At 37.7% G+C, this 15,164-nt stretch carries 14 protein-coding genes; 1 reads left to right on the forward strand and 13 read right to left on the reverse strand.

What is annotated here, in order from left to right:
* Positions 1-111: 111 nt before the first annotated feature.
* The gene (locus tag C7Y47_RS21275) at positions 112-1,626 is read right to left on the reverse strand and encodes a DHA2 family efflux MFS transporter permease subunit (protein ID WP_142510576.1); all 1,515 of its coding nucleotides are present in this window, start codon (positions 1,624-1,626) and stop codon (positions 112-114) included.
* A gap of 157 nt (positions 1,627-1,783) precedes the next feature.
* Here C7Y47_RS21275 and C7Y47_RS21280 point away from each other — a divergent pair, with 157 nt between their 5' ends.
* Positions 1,784-2,689 (forward strand): TetR/AcrR family transcriptional regulator, encoded by a 906-nt coding sequence (locus C7Y47_RS21280; RefSeq protein ID WP_142510577.1) that lies wholly within the window; start codon positions 1,784-1,786, stop codon positions 2,687-2,689.
* Between the two features lie 470 nt (positions 2,690-3,159).
* Here the strand turns inward: C7Y47_RS21280 and cydS are convergent, their stop codons facing one another.
* The 12 genes from cydS to C7Y47_RS21335 form a co-directional block, all read right to left on the reverse strand.
* The gene (cydS, locus tag C7Y47_RS26325) at positions 3,160-3,258 is read right to left on the reverse strand and encodes a cytochrome bd oxidase small subunit CydS (RefSeq protein WP_400941765.1); all 99 of its coding nucleotides are present in this window, start codon (positions 3,256-3,258) and stop codon (positions 3,160-3,162) included.
* Positions 3,259-3,269: 11 nt separating this feature from the next.
* The gene (locus C7Y47_RS21285) at positions 3,270-4,298 is read right to left on the reverse strand and encodes a cytochrome d ubiquinol oxidase subunit II (RefSeq protein ID WP_142510578.1); all 1,029 of its coding nucleotides are present in this window, start codon (positions 4,296-4,298) and stop codon (positions 3,270-3,272) included.
* A complete protein-coding gene (locus C7Y47_RS21290) occupies positions 4,295-5,638 on the reverse strand; it encodes a cytochrome ubiquinol oxidase subunit I (protein WP_142510579.1) in 1,344 nt (447 codons plus the stop codon). The genes C7Y47_RS21285 and C7Y47_RS21290 overlap by 4 nt, the downstream gene beginning before the upstream one ends.
* A 129-nt stretch (positions 5,639-5,767) precedes the next feature.
* Complete coding sequence (locus C7Y47_RS21295) at positions 5,768-6,544, reverse strand: sulfite exporter TauE/SafE family protein (protein WP_142510580.1); 777 nt, start codon at positions 6,542-6,544, stop codon at positions 5,768-5,770.
* Positions 6,545-6,997: 453 nt separating this feature from the next.
* The gene (locus C7Y47_RS21300) at positions 6,998-7,630 is read right to left on the reverse strand and encodes a response regulator (RefSeq protein WP_142510581.1); all 633 of its coding nucleotides are present in this window, start codon (positions 7,628-7,630) and stop codon (positions 6,998-7,000) included.
* A complete protein-coding gene (locus C7Y47_RS21305) occupies positions 7,627-8,664 on the reverse strand; it encodes a PAS domain-containing sensor histidine kinase (protein ID WP_436970131.1) in 1,038 nt (345 codons plus the stop codon). The genes C7Y47_RS21300 and C7Y47_RS21305 overlap by 4 nt, the downstream gene beginning before the upstream one ends.
* Positions 8,665-8,745: 81 nt before the next feature.
* The gene (locus C7Y47_RS21310) at positions 8,746-9,084 is read right to left on the reverse strand and encodes a rhodanese (protein WP_142510582.1); all 339 of its coding nucleotides are present in this window, start codon (positions 9,082-9,084) and stop codon (positions 8,746-8,748) included.
* Positions 9,085-9,264: 180 nt separating this feature from the next.
* Entirely contained in the window at positions 9,265-10,686 is a 1,422-nt protein-coding gene (locus tag C7Y47_RS21315) for an MBL fold metallo-hydrolase (RefSeq protein ID WP_142510583.1), read from the reverse strand.
* Between the two features lie 21 nt (positions 10,687-10,707).
* The gene (locus C7Y47_RS21320) at positions 10,708-11,271 is read right to left on the reverse strand and encodes a hypothetical protein (protein ID WP_142510584.1); all 564 of its coding nucleotides are present in this window, start codon (positions 11,269-11,271) and stop codon (positions 10,708-10,710) included.
* A gap of 25 nt (positions 11,272-11,296) precedes the next feature.
* Positions 11,297-12,490 (reverse strand): NAD(P)/FAD-dependent oxidoreductase, encoded by a 1,194-nt coding sequence (locus C7Y47_RS21325; protein ID WP_142510585.1) that lies wholly within the window; start codon positions 12,488-12,490, stop codon positions 11,297-11,299.
* A gap of 255 nt (positions 12,491-12,745) precedes the next feature.
* A complete protein-coding gene (locus C7Y47_RS21330) occupies positions 12,746-14,389 on the reverse strand; it encodes a sensor histidine kinase (RefSeq protein ID WP_142510586.1) in 1,644 nt (547 codons plus the stop codon).
* Positions 14,386-15,087: a response regulator transcription factor gene (locus C7Y47_RS21335; protein ID WP_142510587.1), complete on the reverse strand. Its 702-nt coding sequence runs from the start codon at positions 15,085-15,087 to the stop codon at positions 14,386-14,388. The genes C7Y47_RS21330 and C7Y47_RS21335 overlap by 4 nt, the downstream gene beginning before the upstream one ends.
* Positions 15,088-15,164 lie beyond the last annotated feature (77 nt).

Consider the following 15,164-nt stretch of genomic DNA (forward strand, 5'->3'; position numbering starts at 1 on the left):
TAACTTTTTTTATTTCTCGATACCTAATCACGATTTATCGCCCAAATTGCCACATTTTTTATCAAAAAACCTGTTAGAAGAAAAATTCTACTAACAGGCCTAAAAACATAATTATTTAGTTGGTTTTTTCAAATCCATAGAAGCGGCTGGGCTTTCAATTTTTACGCGTTTTAGGAAGAACGCAAGCACTAGCGCAAGGACTGTAACACAAGCTGCTATTAAGAATGAGTGTGTAATACCATCTAATAAAGCAGTTTGCTTAATCTGATCCTGCATTTGATGCATTTGCTCAGGTGTCATCGCAACACCTGATTGCGCTGCATTGGCTTTTGCTTCTGCAATTAAATCTTCGGCTGTTGCTTTTGTACGGTTATTCATGAACGTTACCATCACGGCACTACCAATTGCCCCTGCCACTTGCTGTACAGTATTATTAATAGCTGTACCATGCGGGTTCATCGTTAGTGGTAATTGGTTTAAACCGTTTGTCATAATCGGCATCATAACCATTGACAAACCAAACATACGAATTGTGTACAAGGACACAATAAATGTATAGCTTGAATCTATTTCTAACTTTGTTAAACCGAATGTCGCAATTGTTGTAATCGTTAAACCGATAATCGCTAGTATACGCGGTCCAAATTTATCAAAAAGCTTCCCAGTAATCGGCGACATAATCCCCATTACAACTGCTCCAGGAAGCATCATTAAGCCCGCTTTAAATGGATCAATTCCACGAATCGATTGTACATAAGCAGGAGTTAAAATCATCCCAGAGAACATAGCCATTGACACGATAACCGAGATAGCTGACCCTAACGCAAACATTGGGTATTTATAAATACGTAATTCTAGTAAAGGCTGATCCATACGTAGTTGTTTAAATATGAAGATGATTAAAGCAAGAAGACCAGCTGAAATTGTGCCATATACCCAAGGACTCGACCAACCCTTATCCCCTGCAGTACTGAAACCATATAGAATACCACCGAATGCAACCGTTGATAATAGTACTGAAAGGAAATCTAAATGAATTTTACGTGTCTCCATCACGTTTTCTAATTTCCAAATGCCAAACAATAAACTAATTACAGCAAACGGAATAATCATTTGGAATAGCATACGCCAATCATGATGCTCAACAATATATCCTGATAATGTTGGACCGATCGCCGGTGCTGTAATCATGACTAAACCAAAGATCCCCATTGCCGCCCCACGTTTTTCTTTTGGGAAGCTAATTAACATTACATTCATTAAAAGTGGTGACATACTTGAAGCACCCGCTGCTTGCACCATACGACCTGCCAGTAACATACCAAAGTTAGGTGCAAAGCCAGCCATAATTGTACCGATTGTAAAGACTGACATCGCTGCAATAAATAGATGTCTATTTTTAAAGCGTGTTACAAAGAATGCTGAAGCAGGTACTAAAATACCACTTACAAGCATATAACCTGTTGCTAACCATTGTACCTTTGAATACGTTATACCAAAATCTTTCATGATTGTTGGTAATGCAACATTTAACAATGTGTTATTTAGAAAAGCAACAAAAGCACCCACAAATAAAATACCAATCATACCATAGGGTGGCTTTTGTAGTGTTTGACCACTATTCATTTATATCCCTCAATTCTTTCTTGTTTTTTTCGATAAAACTTATTTTATACTCGCAGTCTACTTTTTTCAACAATTAAGATTATAAATTTTAAAAACATTGATATATAGGCGTTTTTGATATAGAATAAGAGTATAATATTTTTAAAAAGGTGAGGTTATGAACAAAAGAAAAAGACAAATTATTACTGCTGCTCGTGCCCTATTTATTGAAAAGGGTTTCGTGGATACTTCGATTAACGACATCATTAGTGAGGCCAAAATCTCAAAGGGCACATTTTATAATCATTTATCTTCTAAAAATGAATGCTTAATCGCCATATTAGATGAAGGACGCGAGGAGGCAAGTAATCGCCGACACGAGCTTCTTTACGGCAAAGATCCTACTGATTTAGAAGTATTAACACAGCAAGTTGCAGTACTCATGTATGTCAATCGAGAACATAATTTAATTCAAATTTTTGAATCGGTTTTCCATTCTCGTGATAATGAACTGAAAAAAATTATTTTAAACTATCATTTACAAGAACTGGAGTGGCTTGCTAACCGACTTGTACAAGTCTTTGGAGAAGAAATTAGCCCAATTAGCTATGAATGTGCTGTGCAGACACTTGGTATGATTAACCTCACATTGCGTGCAGTCTTAATTGCTGACTATAAATATATAAATCGCGAAGCCATTGTACGTGTAGCATTACGCAATATTAGCGTAATTATACCCGTTATGCTTGAATCAAAAGAGATCCTCATTAGTACGGAAATGATCAACACGATACAAAACGTCGTGAACTATAGACCAGTTAATAAAGAAATAGTCATCGAGCAATTAACAGGCTTTAAAAAAGGGTTATCTAAGAATGAAACAGTGGAAGGGTTAGAGTACGTAGAATTCTTATTAGAGGAACTACAGCGCGAGAAACCAAAACTCTTTATCATTGAATCACTTCTTACACCTTTCCGTAAAGCATTCGTTGGGACCGAACACGCAGAAGAGGCACGTGACATCGCTAATAGCTTGTGGCGCTATGTAAAAATTGAACGACCATCAGAGCGCTGCATCAAGTAAAATAACCACATAAACAAAAGGAGCTATATAGAAAGTCAAACACTCATGACTTTCCATTTTAGCTCCTTTTATCAGGCTTTTATCCTATTCATTTATTATGCGCATTTGATAAACCTGTAAGTTGATTGGAGTGGAGGCTGGGCGATTCTTTGGGGATTAGCGATAGAAGTACGAAGGCTAAAAGCATCACTTCCTGTGATAACACCTTCGTGACCAACATCTGTTGTTGCTGTCGCTTCGCTTTCGCACAGACAAAACCGTTGTTGCTGTCGCTTCGCTTTCGCACAGACAAAACCGTTGCTGCTGTCGCTTCGCTTTCGCACAGACAAAACCGTTGTTGCTGTGCTTCGCTTTCGCATAGACAAAACCGTTGCTGCTGTCGCTTCGCTTTCGCGCAAAAACATCTATTGTCCCGACGCCCCTGGGAAAGCGCCCAGTCAGAACACACATTACAGTGATGAATGCATTTATTACTTAACTTGACGATCTTTCGGCCCTACCCAAAAGCCAATCCCAATGCTAATAGCTACTACAAGAAAAGGTGCATACAAAATAATAAATTGATTCATCATAGTTCCCCCTATGCATGATGATCATGTTTACCGCAAGCATAATCACGATCAAACACAAACCATTTCATTACTAAATATAGTGAAGGTATGAGTAGAACTAACCCTCCAACAAACGCTATCACTAATGCTATCGCCATTGTTTCACTTGTAAAGCTATCATAGACCGACAAATACGGATACAGTAAATACGGATAATGTGAAATACCATAGCCGAAAAATGCAAAGCCAAACTGAGCGACCATTAAAAAGACGGCTATACCATAGTTTTTCTTTTTACATAAAAGAATTAATGTTATAAGAAATAGCACACCCGAAATGGCGAAAAGCCACCATAGATTTAACATATTTTCATAATGCTCAGGCACATGTCCCTTTAACTCCACCATAATCCCTATTACACTTATTACGAGCGGCAAAGACCAACCGAGCGCATATTTTCTCATTAAATCTGAAGCATGTTCATCTCGCGCTCTTTTCCCATACCATGTTAAAAAAACAGCCGAAATATACAAAACTGCCACTATACTTAATAACACAATAGACCAAGTTAACGGATTCGTGAAAAGTTTAGCAATTTGCAAATGTGGTTCTTTATTTACAATTTTCACGAACCCTCCCTCAGATATCGTTAACACAATAGAAAGGGATGCAGGTATAAATAAACCAGTAATTCCGTACATCATTGTATAACCAATGTGTCCACCTTTTTCACTGTAGGATTCAAATGCATAATAACTCCCTCTAATTGCTACCAATATTAATGAGATACTGACTGGTACTAGCAAAATTGTGCCGTAATAATAAGCTGTTTGAGGAAAGAAACCTACCATTCCAACAAAGAAAAATACAAGAAAGACATTGGTAATTTCCCATACCGGAGATAAATAGCGCTTAATAATATTGGCTAGTATTTGGTCTTTACCAATCAAGACACTATAAGCACTAAAGAAGCCCGCTCCAAAGTCTATGGACGCAACAATGACATAGCCGAAAAGAAATAACCATAGTACTGATATTCCTAATATCTCTAAGCTCATTGCCCTGCACTTCCTTCCACTTGTTTATGTTCTTCAATTTCAAGTTCAATCGGATTGTTACGGAACATACGAATAAGTACGACGATACTTCCTATCCCTAATACAATGTACAGCCCTGCAAATAGTATTAGCATAGTATCGACTTGGCCACTTGTTGTGGCAGCTTCCGTTGTTTTCATATAACCACGAAGTATCCATGGCTGGCGTCCTACTTCCGCAAACCACCAGCCTGCCTCTACAGCAATAAGCGATAATGGACCACTTGCTACTACTATTCTCTTAAAGCTTTTTGAAGAAATAAACTTCCATCCCCGCCACTTACCTAGCACATAACTAACTGCTACGACTATTAATAAAGTTCCGATTACTACCATGATGTCAAACAAATAATGGATATAAAGTGGTGGCTGTTCATCGTTTGAAAATTGATCTAAACCTTTTACTTCAGCAAAAGGATTATTATGCGCCAATACACTTAGTGCGTATGGTACTTTAATGGCGTATTTCACTTCTTCACCATCCAGCACGCCGAATAGCACAAGTGAAGCATCCTCTTTTGTTTCAAAATGCCATTCAGCAGCAGCTAATTTTTCTGGTTGATATTCAGCTAAATACTTCCCTGAAAAGTCACCTACAACGAGTGCCGCTAGCGAAAATACTAGTCCAAGTTTCAATAAAAGATGTAAGGCTTTTTTATGATACTCATGCTTCGATCCTCGCAGCATACGATAAGCTGCAATAGAAGCTAATAAAAATGCTGCTGTCATATAAGATGTTACTAATACATGCGCTACCTTCGTTGGCATTGCGGGATTTAACATAGCCAATACCGGTTGAATATTTACAAGCTCTCCATCTACAAGGTCAAAGCCCTGTGGTGCGTTCATAAATGCATTCACAATCGTAATAAAAACAGCCGACATAGATGCACCAATAGCTACCGGGATCAATAATAAAAGATGTCTCTTTGGATTTTTGAATCGATCCCATGTATATAAATAAAGCCCTAAGAAAATTGCTTCAACAAAGAACGCGAACGTTTCCATAAACAATGGTAATGCGATTACCTGACCAGCCAATTCCATAAAGTTTGGCCATAGTAGCGATAGCTGCAATCCAATCGCAGTACCAGTGACAACTCCGATTGCCACAGTAATCACAAATCCTCTTGCCCATCTTCTTGCGAGTAATAAATAGTGTTCGTCATTATTTTTCAATCCAACCCATTGAGCAATCATGATCATTAAAGGTATACCGACGCCGATTGTTGCGTAAACGATATGGAATGACAATGTTAACTCTGTTAAGGCCCGACTCCACATTACAGCTGAATCATTCATTTTATTTCATCTCCTAGGTACTAAAAATTCTCCCAATTATCGAAAGAAACATTATTCCAGCTACTAAAAAACTTATAAGTATCAGCTTTTTCTCATGTGATTTATACGTAGCAACCTTTTGTTTTTTCATCATAGTAAATCAACCCAAATTTTAATTGCTGTCGCTAAGATGAGTATAGCTAAAATACTTTGCAAAATTTTCGTATTCATCTTTTTACCTATTTTTGCGCCAAGTGGAGCCGCCAGTAAACTTGCCACTATCATGATGACTGCAGAATAGTAATCGACTTGCCCTGTCATTAACTTCCCGACTGTTCCTCCGATCGATGAGATAAACGTAATAGCTAGGCTAGTTGCAATCGTCATACGCGTTGGAATACCGAGCACTACAAGCATTATCGGAACAAGCAAGAAACCACCTGCAGCACCAACAATCCCTGAACCAATCCCAACAATAAATGCTAAAATTGCCGCTAGTGGCTTGTTGAAAGTTACTTCATTCATCGGCATATCATCGATTTGTTTCTTAGGAACAAACATCATCACAGCTCCAATCAATGCTAAAACGCCGTATACGATATTCACACTGTTTTCAGATAAAAACTGTGATCCGTAGCTCCCAACAAAGCTACCAGCTAAAATTGCTCCACCCATATAAATAATGAGAGGCTTATTAAGATAGCCACCCTTTCGATATGCCCAAACACCTGCTATCGACGCAAAAAACACTTGTACCGCACTGATGCCTGAAACTTCATGTGCTGAAAATGCGACTAAGCCAAAAAGTGGCGGTATATAGAGTAGCATTGGGTATTTAATGATTGAACCGCCTATTCCCAACATACCGGACACAAAAGATCCAACGAATCCAATCAAGAAAATGACAATTATAAATGTTATATCCACTGTGCTTGCATCTCCTTTTATTTATGTGCTTTCAGTATAGTCCTGCTGTAATTTCAGACATATAGGGGTTTTCCACTATTAGCTTTACTCACTGTGACAATATTGCAAATTATTTTGGATAGAATCAATTGGCATAATTACTTCCAGAGTCAGTTTTGTGCTATGCTTGCAGATGTTTTTTGCGCAAAAGCGCAGCGGCAGCGGCAGATGTTTTTTGCGCGAAAGCATAGCGGCAACATGAGGGCTGACACGATGTCGGTCATTTCGGTATTGCCACAGTACGTGGCGTTCTTAGACTGAGTTTCTCTATTCCAGCAGATGTTTGGACATTTACTGAACGGAGATAAAAAAAAGACCACTCACGTCCGAGCGATCTTTTGTAACCAGTTTAATGCTTTTGACATATTATTTTTCCATTGGACATAGCACACAGCTTCTAACAACGACACGTTGTTACATATAGTTATTTGCAAGCCCATACTGAATAAGCTCAGCTTTATTACTTAAATCGAGCTTTTGCATAATATTTGATTTATGATTTTCAACCGTTTTACTACTAATATATAGCTGCCCAGCAATTTGGATATTCGTATACCCTAAAACTGTTAACCTCATTATCTCCTGCTCACGCACAGTTAAAATGCATTGATCTTCATGCCCTTTATGTTCAAATAATTTATCCATCTGCTCCTGTGGAATACCAACGTTGTAATATATGCGACCACTATATACAGCATGGATAGCCTCATAGAGAATTCCACCTTGACTATTTTTTAAAATATAGCCATGGGCTTCAACAGCAATCGCTTTTTGAATATAAGCAACTTCATTGTGCATTGTTAACATAATAATTTTGACGTTAGGCATTTGCTTATGAATTTCTTGAGTAGCCGTAAATCCATCTAACCCATTCGGAATGGATACGTCCATCAAAATGACATCCGGGTTTAATGATATTGCCTGAGTGATCGCCTCCGCTCCATCACCCGCTTCACCTACAACCTCTATATCCATATAATTTTCCAATAAAAGAACAATTCCTTTACGGATTAGCACATGATCATCTACTACTAAAACACGAATCATCTAAAGTCATCCTTCCAATTAGGTACTTGGATGCTAATTTGTGTACCTTTATTGTGAGCTGAAGTAATATTAAAAAATCCGCCTAATAATGTAATTCGCTCCTCCATATGCTTTAAGCCAAGCCCTTCTTTCTTCACTTGCTGTAGATTAAATCCTACGCCATCATCTTCTATATTGAGCGTTAAATTTGTAGCTTTCTTTTCGAGCCGAATGACGACTTTTGTTGCTTTGGCATATTTAGTAATATTGTGTAAAGCCTCCTGTACGACGCGATAAATATTGATTTCCACAGATGGATGACAACGTTCTTCAAAATCTGTTTCTAACGATATAGTAATATCAGGATGTACCTTTTGCACTGAATCGACAAGAGTGCCTAATGTAGGTGTAATCCCTAACTGATCAATGCTATGAGGGCGAAGTTGATAAGAGTACAGTTTAATATCATTCATTACTTGCTCTAGCTCATTGCGTACTTCTTCAATATACGTATTTAGCTTTTCATTGTTTTTGACATAAGATTCAATCGCTTGTAGTGCAACAGATACTGTATATAATGATTGACCAACGCCATCATGTAATTCCTGCGCTAGCCTTTTATGTTCTTCCTCTTTTGCCTCAATCAGCTTTTTAATAATAAGCTTTGAAATCCGGGCCTCTTCTTCCTTTAACTGAAGGGTCTGATCTCGCAATACTAGCAGAAACTCTTGCTCGTTTGTTTTACCGTCTGTATACATCAATGCCGTGCTCATTTCAACATCTATCTTACTACCATGATACGTCGGCATTTTCGATAAAAAATAGGGAATCTCATTATGCTCTATTAAATAACATGTATGTTCGCTTGGAGACTTTTGACGGTTTTCACAAAATGAACAAAAGGGCACTCGATCTCCTAATTTCCATCCTGTTAACCGCTCCGCCGAGGGATTCATCATTAAAATCTCACGTTTGTGATTCATAATCATAATTCCATCTTGAATATATTGAAATATTTGCTGTAAATATAGCTGTTCTTTCTCCAAGTTAAACACACTCCAGACTTAAAATTGAAAGTACAACAAGAATCAATGCATTCCTTTAAGTTTCCTTGTTACCAACCAACATACTTTGCTCTATACTTTTTCTTCTATCAAGCTATAACTCTTAACTTCATGCCCCGCTTTCCGAATGATACGAACACTCATATTTTTTTCTAACTGTGTTGATGCAATAATATGAAGGGGCTTTTTTGGTAGTTCATGTATATGACGTACTAAATAAGCAATTGGTAAATTTAATGCATTTGGTGTAAGTGATTTGTAAGAATCATTGTAATCACGTACATCCACTATCACCATTCCCACATTTAACTCTTGCGGTAAACACTCCTGTATTTGACGCACTGGGACATGGCGTTTATAAATAATTCTACCAATAATAAGAAGGAATATACTCAAACTTACAATAATCATTTTTTAACCCCTTTTAACGAGAAAAAGGTTGTCTAAATTCGTTTAACTTTTACAGACGAGTCTCATAATCCATTTTTATTAAACATAACGATTGCTACTTCTCATCTTCCAAAGTACTAAGCAAAGAAAAATAGCAGACTAGTATTACTAGTATGCTATTTTTCTTTTAGAACAACCCCTTTAAATAAAACTTTCTTTTTTAGCCATTACCTCTTGTTGCCAGGCCATGTAGCCGCCCGTTAAATTTACAATGTTATGAATGCCATTTGCTTTCAGTACACTTACAGCAATTGCAGAACGAGCGCCGCCTTGGCATTGTACAACAATTTTTTTATCTGTTTGCAATTCATCTAAACGTTTAGATAATGTACCAACCATAATATGCTGAGCGTTTTCAATATGCCCCGCATCATATTCTGTTTGATTGCGCACATCCAGCACATGAACTTTTTCATTTTCAATTAATGGTTGCGCTTCTAAAGGCGTTATATTTTCATAACTTTCTAGAGCATTAGCCTCTTCCAAAACTTTCGTCACATCCCCATAACCAACAACATTGTCGATACCAATAGAACGTAAAGCTATTAAAATATCATCCAGTTGTGAAGGATTAATTAGTAAATATAATGGTTTTGTATAATCTACTAGCCAACCAGCCCAATTTGTTAATGAATTATTGTAAGGAATGTTTAGTGTACCTGCGATAAATCCTTGTGAAAAGTCTTCCGCTGGACGTGTATCAATAACTTGCTTTCCATCCGCAAGAAGTTGAGCAACCTCTTCATAGCTTGACACGACCTTCACTGGTGATAGATTCTTAAGAAGCTCTATCCCTACTTTATTGACACGCTTCATAACAGCAAAATAATAAGGAGGTTCCGGTTGCCCATCTAGTAACGCGTCAATAAATTTTTGCTCATCATCAAATTGCATAGCCCAGTTGAATTGTTTCTCATACCCAACTGTTGAAGACGGCACAGCTCCTAATGCTTTACCGCAAGCACTACCTGCTCCATGAGCCGGCCAAAGCTGCATGTAATCTGGTAAAGCCTTAAAGCGTTCTAATGATTTAAACATTGCTTTGGCGCCCGATAATGATGTACCCTGAATCCCAGCAGCTTTTTCTAGTAAATCAGGGCGTCCAATATCACCTACAAAGACAAAGTCCCCCGTAAAAATCCCCATTGGTTTATTTGCTACGCCGCCACGATCCGTTAATAAGAAGGAGATACTTTCAGGCGTATGCCCAGGTGTGTGCATAACTTTAAAGATAAGATTACCTATACTAAATTCATCACCATCTTTTAATAATTGATGAGGAATACCTTCCAGGTTTTGATATTTCCAATCAGCATCCCCTTCATCGGAAATATACATCTTTGTTCCAACACGGTCTGCTAACTCACGAGACCCCGCTACAAAATCAGCATGGATATGCGTTTCTAATGCGCCAACAAGTTGCATCTTCTCTTTTTCTGCTAATGCAAGATAGGGTTCAATATTACGCATCGGGTCAACAATGATCATTTCACCTTTCGCCTGACATCCCACAACATAAGAAGCGTGCGCTAATTTTTCATCGTAAAAATATCGTAATAACATGTGTAAAACTCCCCTTTATACTTAGTTTTTTTCTTTTAAAATATCTAATGCCGATTGGACATAATTCAGTGTTTTTTGAACAGCAGGATCTTTCAGCCATTTAACAATTGAAAAAACATTAATATGCTGAGGCTTTTCTTCTGCTCTTTGCTGTACCATTTTTAAGAAATCCAAACCTGTCTTTCCTTTTTCAACATACGGATCGATATAGCTCTTTAAATTATTCATTGTATATTCTGTCGTTTGTTTATCCTGAAGTACTGCTTTTCCAAAATCAACGATGTTTTCTAACTGATGAATGATTTGAACAAGCTTTGGCAATTTCTCTATAAGCTGTACAATAGCTGTTATCGTTTCTGAGCCTACATTATAAGTAGTGACAAATTGTTCGTATCGATCTATTGTCTTTTCATCCGTCAATACCGCTTTTCCAAAATCCACAACATTTTCAGCTGAATCTATCGTTTGCTCTACATTCGGTAATTTATCCAACAATCGCTGTAAAGAGTGTCGAACTTCTGGTTTCTCAAGCGTTTCGATTATTCGATATAATTCTTCGCTCATACTTACCGTTGCATTAGCCATGCTTGTCGCCTCCCTTCATTTGTAATTACATTGTGCCTTTCAACATGCCATCCCAGTACATGATAGGCAGTAAATCCTTTTTCATGAAATACATACTGGATCTTTCCACTGCCTGGTTAAAAGGCATAGATTCGACAGGCTCTTTATTGTAATCAAACTCAGCTAGTATCAGTTTGTTGTAGCCTGTTACAATCGGGCAAGAAGAGTAACCATTATACATTTGTGTCATTGGCTGTTGTCGCATTAATGCAATAAGATTTTGTGCAACAACAGGCGCTTGCTTGCGTATAGCTGCACCCGTTTTGGAGGTTGGGAGATTGGCATTGTCACCTATCCCAAACACATTGCTATACTTGTTATGTTGCAAAGTAAATTTGTCGACATCTACCCAGCCACATTCGTCTGCTAATGCACTTGTTCGAATAAATGCAGGTGAACACATATAAGGTGTTACATGAATCATGTCGTATTTTATTTCTTCTAATATGCCCGTATCTAAATTTTCAAAGATAGCTATTTTTTCATCAGCCTTAATTTCAATCAAATTACGACGGAATCGAGCATCAATATTTTTCCGCTCAATTACCTTTTCAAGTGCTTCACGGTATTTTAAAACATCGAAAATTGCTGGATTGGCCGAACCAAAAATAACGTTAATATTGTCACGAACATTGACGTTATTAAAATGGTCCTCTGCTAAATGCATAATTTTCTGTGGAGCACCGCCACATTTTACTGGCGTGTTTGGATGTGTAAATAATGCTGTTCCCTCTTTAAAATTACGGATCGTTTCCCACGTATAATCCACATGCTTAAAAGAGTAATTACTGCATACACTTTTAGTCCCAAGTGCTTCCTTCAGCCCTTTAATAGCACCCCAGTTAATCTCTATCCCACCGGCGACTACTAAAAAATCATACGTGTATGTTGTACCATTTTGTGTTAGCACCTGGTTTTGATTGGGATCAAAACTACTAACAGCTTCTTTTAACCAAACAGCTCCTTTAGGAATAACGGACCTCATTTCACGTTCAGAGTCCCATTTATTTGCTGCACCACCTCCCACCAATGTCCAGAGTGGTTGATAATAATGTTTTTCTGCAGGATCTATGATGGCAATCTCCCCTTGAAGCGAATGAGATTGACGAAGTAAACGTGCAGCTACAGAAATGCCAGCAGTTCCTCCTCCAACGATGACTACTTTAAAAGAAGTCTTCATGTGTACATCCTCCTTATCATGCTGTCTTTCGTATACAACTTTTACACCTTAATAATAGGTATAAGAGAGAGCTGTTCATATAGGGGTAATCCCCTAAAAAATTACACACCAATACTCAAATAGCACAAAAAGGCAGTACAAGGTGAATGTTTCATCACTTGTACTGCCCAAATTAACAGTGTTTTCTTTACTTTATCAATCTAAAACGAGCTCATTATCATAACGCGGTGTTGATTGTTCGAGGCCAAAAAACGCCTATTTACATTTAAACTTTATGACAAACACTGTACCTTCCGCTCCCGATTGGACACTAATAGTACTATTGTGTAAATCAATTAATTGCTTAGTAATAGCCAATCCCAGGCCAGTACCCGTTGTATCATCCGTAGTATTTGTCCCTCGATAATATCGCTCAAAGAGGTTATCGAGCTCCTCTTGAGGAATTCCTGGACCTTGGTCGGCGATTGTCAGCATAATCTCCCGTCCTATATTTTGCGCTTCTACATTTACCTTTGTACCGTCAGGCGTATATTTTTTAGCGTTCGTTATGAGATTATCTAAAATGCGCTTTAATAAAAGCTCGTCCGCTTCCAACATAACATCCCCATAAACGTTTACAGACACTTGCTCATCTGCAAATTGAGGTAACCACACATTAAGTGGTATCATTACTTTTTCAAGCTTGATCGCTCTATTTTTTAATTGGTACGTATAGGTTAAGTCTTTTATAAGGGCATCCATGTACGTTGCCTTCTCCTGCATCGTAGTTGCAAAGACACGCATTTCTTCCTTCGACCACTCATAATCCTCAGAAGCTAGCATTGTTGAATAACCATAAATAGAGCTTAACGGTGTCTTTAAATCATGGGATAAGCCTGTTATCCATTCCTCACGTAATCGCTCTGCATGCTTAATTTGCCTTTCGTTGGAAGAGAGGCGTTTTGATAAGTTATTAATCGATTCATCGACTGGCTGAAATAATTTAAATTTCCTTTTTAACTTCCCTGTCTTCCGATGATGGATATTTTTATCTCTTACTTTACTGTAGTCAAACTGCGTCAGTCGCTCGATACGAGATAATACATAAACGAGTGGGCGTACAAATTGACGAGAAATGCTAATCGATAAAAAGATGATCCCTATTAACAATATAATATGCCCACCAAAGAAGACGGAAACAAATAACACCATCGCTTTATTAAAAGGCTCGTCAAATGGTTTGTACGCTGGATTCGGCATACGTACAACTAGTGTCGAGCCATCCTCTAAAGAAGTATTTCTCGACAGCTCTTTATACTCAAAAATATCGTAATTCTCTTCCAACAATTGAGGCTTATGGAGCTTCTTATGGCGTTCACCAATGACTTCTACACGATCCCACTGCTCATTATAGATTTCAACAGATGCCTTCTTATCCTGCAAACGTTGGAGCAGTTCTGAAGAAATCTCCCCTTTATCCTTCCAATCTCGAACTACTTCCTCAAAAAGCGGTTGGACAGGTAAAGCCGGAAGGAATAACAAATGGTATTTAGGAATCTCCCACGTGTGCATCCCTGGCCGTTTAAGAGTCATTATTTCGTTATCTGTCATACTACATAGTTCACATGTGTCTCCCGTGTAATCAACAATGTCCATCGATTGATTGAACAAATATAATTGCCCCAAGTTCTCCTCAGCTCGCTTCGCTAAGTAATCAGCAATCTTAATGGAATTTCCTTTTTCTACGACAGCATCATCTTTAATTTCAGAAACACTCATTATATGAATATCGTCACCGACATGATGATTAATAAAGTATGCAAAAGACACCAAACTTATAATAAAGCCAGTAATAATTAGTAAATAAAAAATGATGAAATAAGATACAAAACGAAGCGTTAATCTTCTAGCTGGCTTCATGAATGAACATCTCCAACAAGTTTATAACCAATCCCCCTTACAGTAATAATACAAGTTGGTTTACCCGGATTCTTTTCTATTTTTTCTCGTAGTTTTCGAATATGAACCATCACAGTATTATCATCAAACAAACAGTCACCCCATACACGCTCATAAATTTGCTCCTTCGATAATACTTGCCCTGCATTTTCACATAAGTATTTCAATAAGTAGAATAATCTACCGCTAATAATTTCTTTTGTACCATTTACAGTCACCTCTGCTGCATCGATATCGAATGTAAATCGACTACATGAAAATAAATGACTACCTGGAGCATCTTTTTTCTTCATATATCTGGTGAGCTGAACCTTCACCCTCGCAACAAGCTCAAGTGGATTAAATGGCTTCGTAATATAATCGTCTGCCCCGTTCATAAAACCACGAAGCTTATCTGCATCACTACCTTTTGCCGTTAAAAAGAATATTGGCGCTTCACTTTGCTCTCGAATCATATTCGCCATATCAAGTCCGCTACCATCCGGGAGCATAATATCTAATAGATAGAAATCAAAAACCTTCGTTTCAATTTTTCTTTTTGCTTCTTGAACAGTGTCGCAAAGTGTAATGTTTAAAAATCCTTCTTTTCTCAAGATAATTTCAATCATTTCTGCAATTGCACGTTCGTCCTCTAATACTAAAATCGACGCGTCTTGCATGCTATCACCTTCTTTTAAGAATACTTTAAGGTAGCCATCAGTTCACGATAAGCTTTCTCCACTACAATATGTATAAG

This window comes from Lysinibacillus sphaericus (genome assembly GCF_006864135.1).
In the GTDB taxonomy this organism is placed as follows: domain Bacteria; phylum Bacillota; class Bacilli; order Bacillales_A; family Planococcaceae; genus Lysinibacillus.

What these genes read in the sequence shown, in the direction of transcription:
- C7Y47_RS21275 (WP_142510576.1), bottom strand. Translation starts at nt 1,626, where the DNA reads ATGAATAGTGGTCAAACACTACAAAAGCCACCCTATGGTATGATTGGT.
- C7Y47_RS21280 (WP_142510577.1), top strand. Translation starts at nt 1,784, where the DNA reads ATGAACAAAAGAAAAAGACAAATTATTACTGCTGCTCGTGCCCTATTT.
- cydS (WP_400941765.1), bottom strand. Translation starts at nt 3,258, where the DNA reads ATGAATCAATTTATTATTTTGTATGCACCTTTTCTTGTAGTAGCTATT.
- C7Y47_RS21285 (WP_142510578.1), bottom strand. Translation starts at nt 4,298, where the DNA reads ATGAGCTTAGAGATATTAGGAATATCAGTACTATGGTTATTTCTTTTC.
- C7Y47_RS21290 (WP_142510579.1), bottom strand. Translation starts at nt 5,638, where the DNA reads ATGAATGATTCAGCTGTAATGTGGAGTCGGGCCTTAACAGAGTTAACA.
- C7Y47_RS21300 (WP_142510581.1), bottom strand. Translation starts at nt 7,630, where the DNA reads ATGATTCGTGTTTTAGTAGTAGATGATCATGTGCTAATCCGTAAAGGA.
- C7Y47_RS21310 (WP_142510582.1), bottom strand. Translation starts at nt 9,084, where the DNA reads ATGATTATTGTAAGTTTGAGTATATTCCTTCTTATTATTGGTAGAATT.
- C7Y47_RS21315 (WP_142510583.1), bottom strand. Translation starts at nt 10,686, where the DNA reads ATGTTATTACGATATTTTTACGATGAAAAATTAGCGCACGCTTCTTAT.
- C7Y47_RS21320 (WP_142510584.1), bottom strand. Translation starts at nt 11,271, where the DNA reads ATGGCTAATGCAACGGTAAGTATGAGCGAAGAATTATATCGAATAATC.
- C7Y47_RS21325 (WP_142510585.1), bottom strand. Translation starts at nt 12,490, where the DNA reads ATGAAGACTTCTTTTAAAGTAGTCATCGTTGGAGGAGGAACTGCTGGC.
- C7Y47_RS21330 (WP_142510586.1), bottom strand. Translation starts at nt 14,389, where the DNA reads ATGAAGCCAGCTAGAAGATTAACGCTTCGTTTTGTATCTTATTTCATC.
- C7Y47_RS21335 (WP_142510587.1), bottom strand. Translation starts at nt 15,087, where the DNA reads ATGCAAGACGCGTCGATTTTAGTATTAGAGGACGAACGTGCAATTGCA.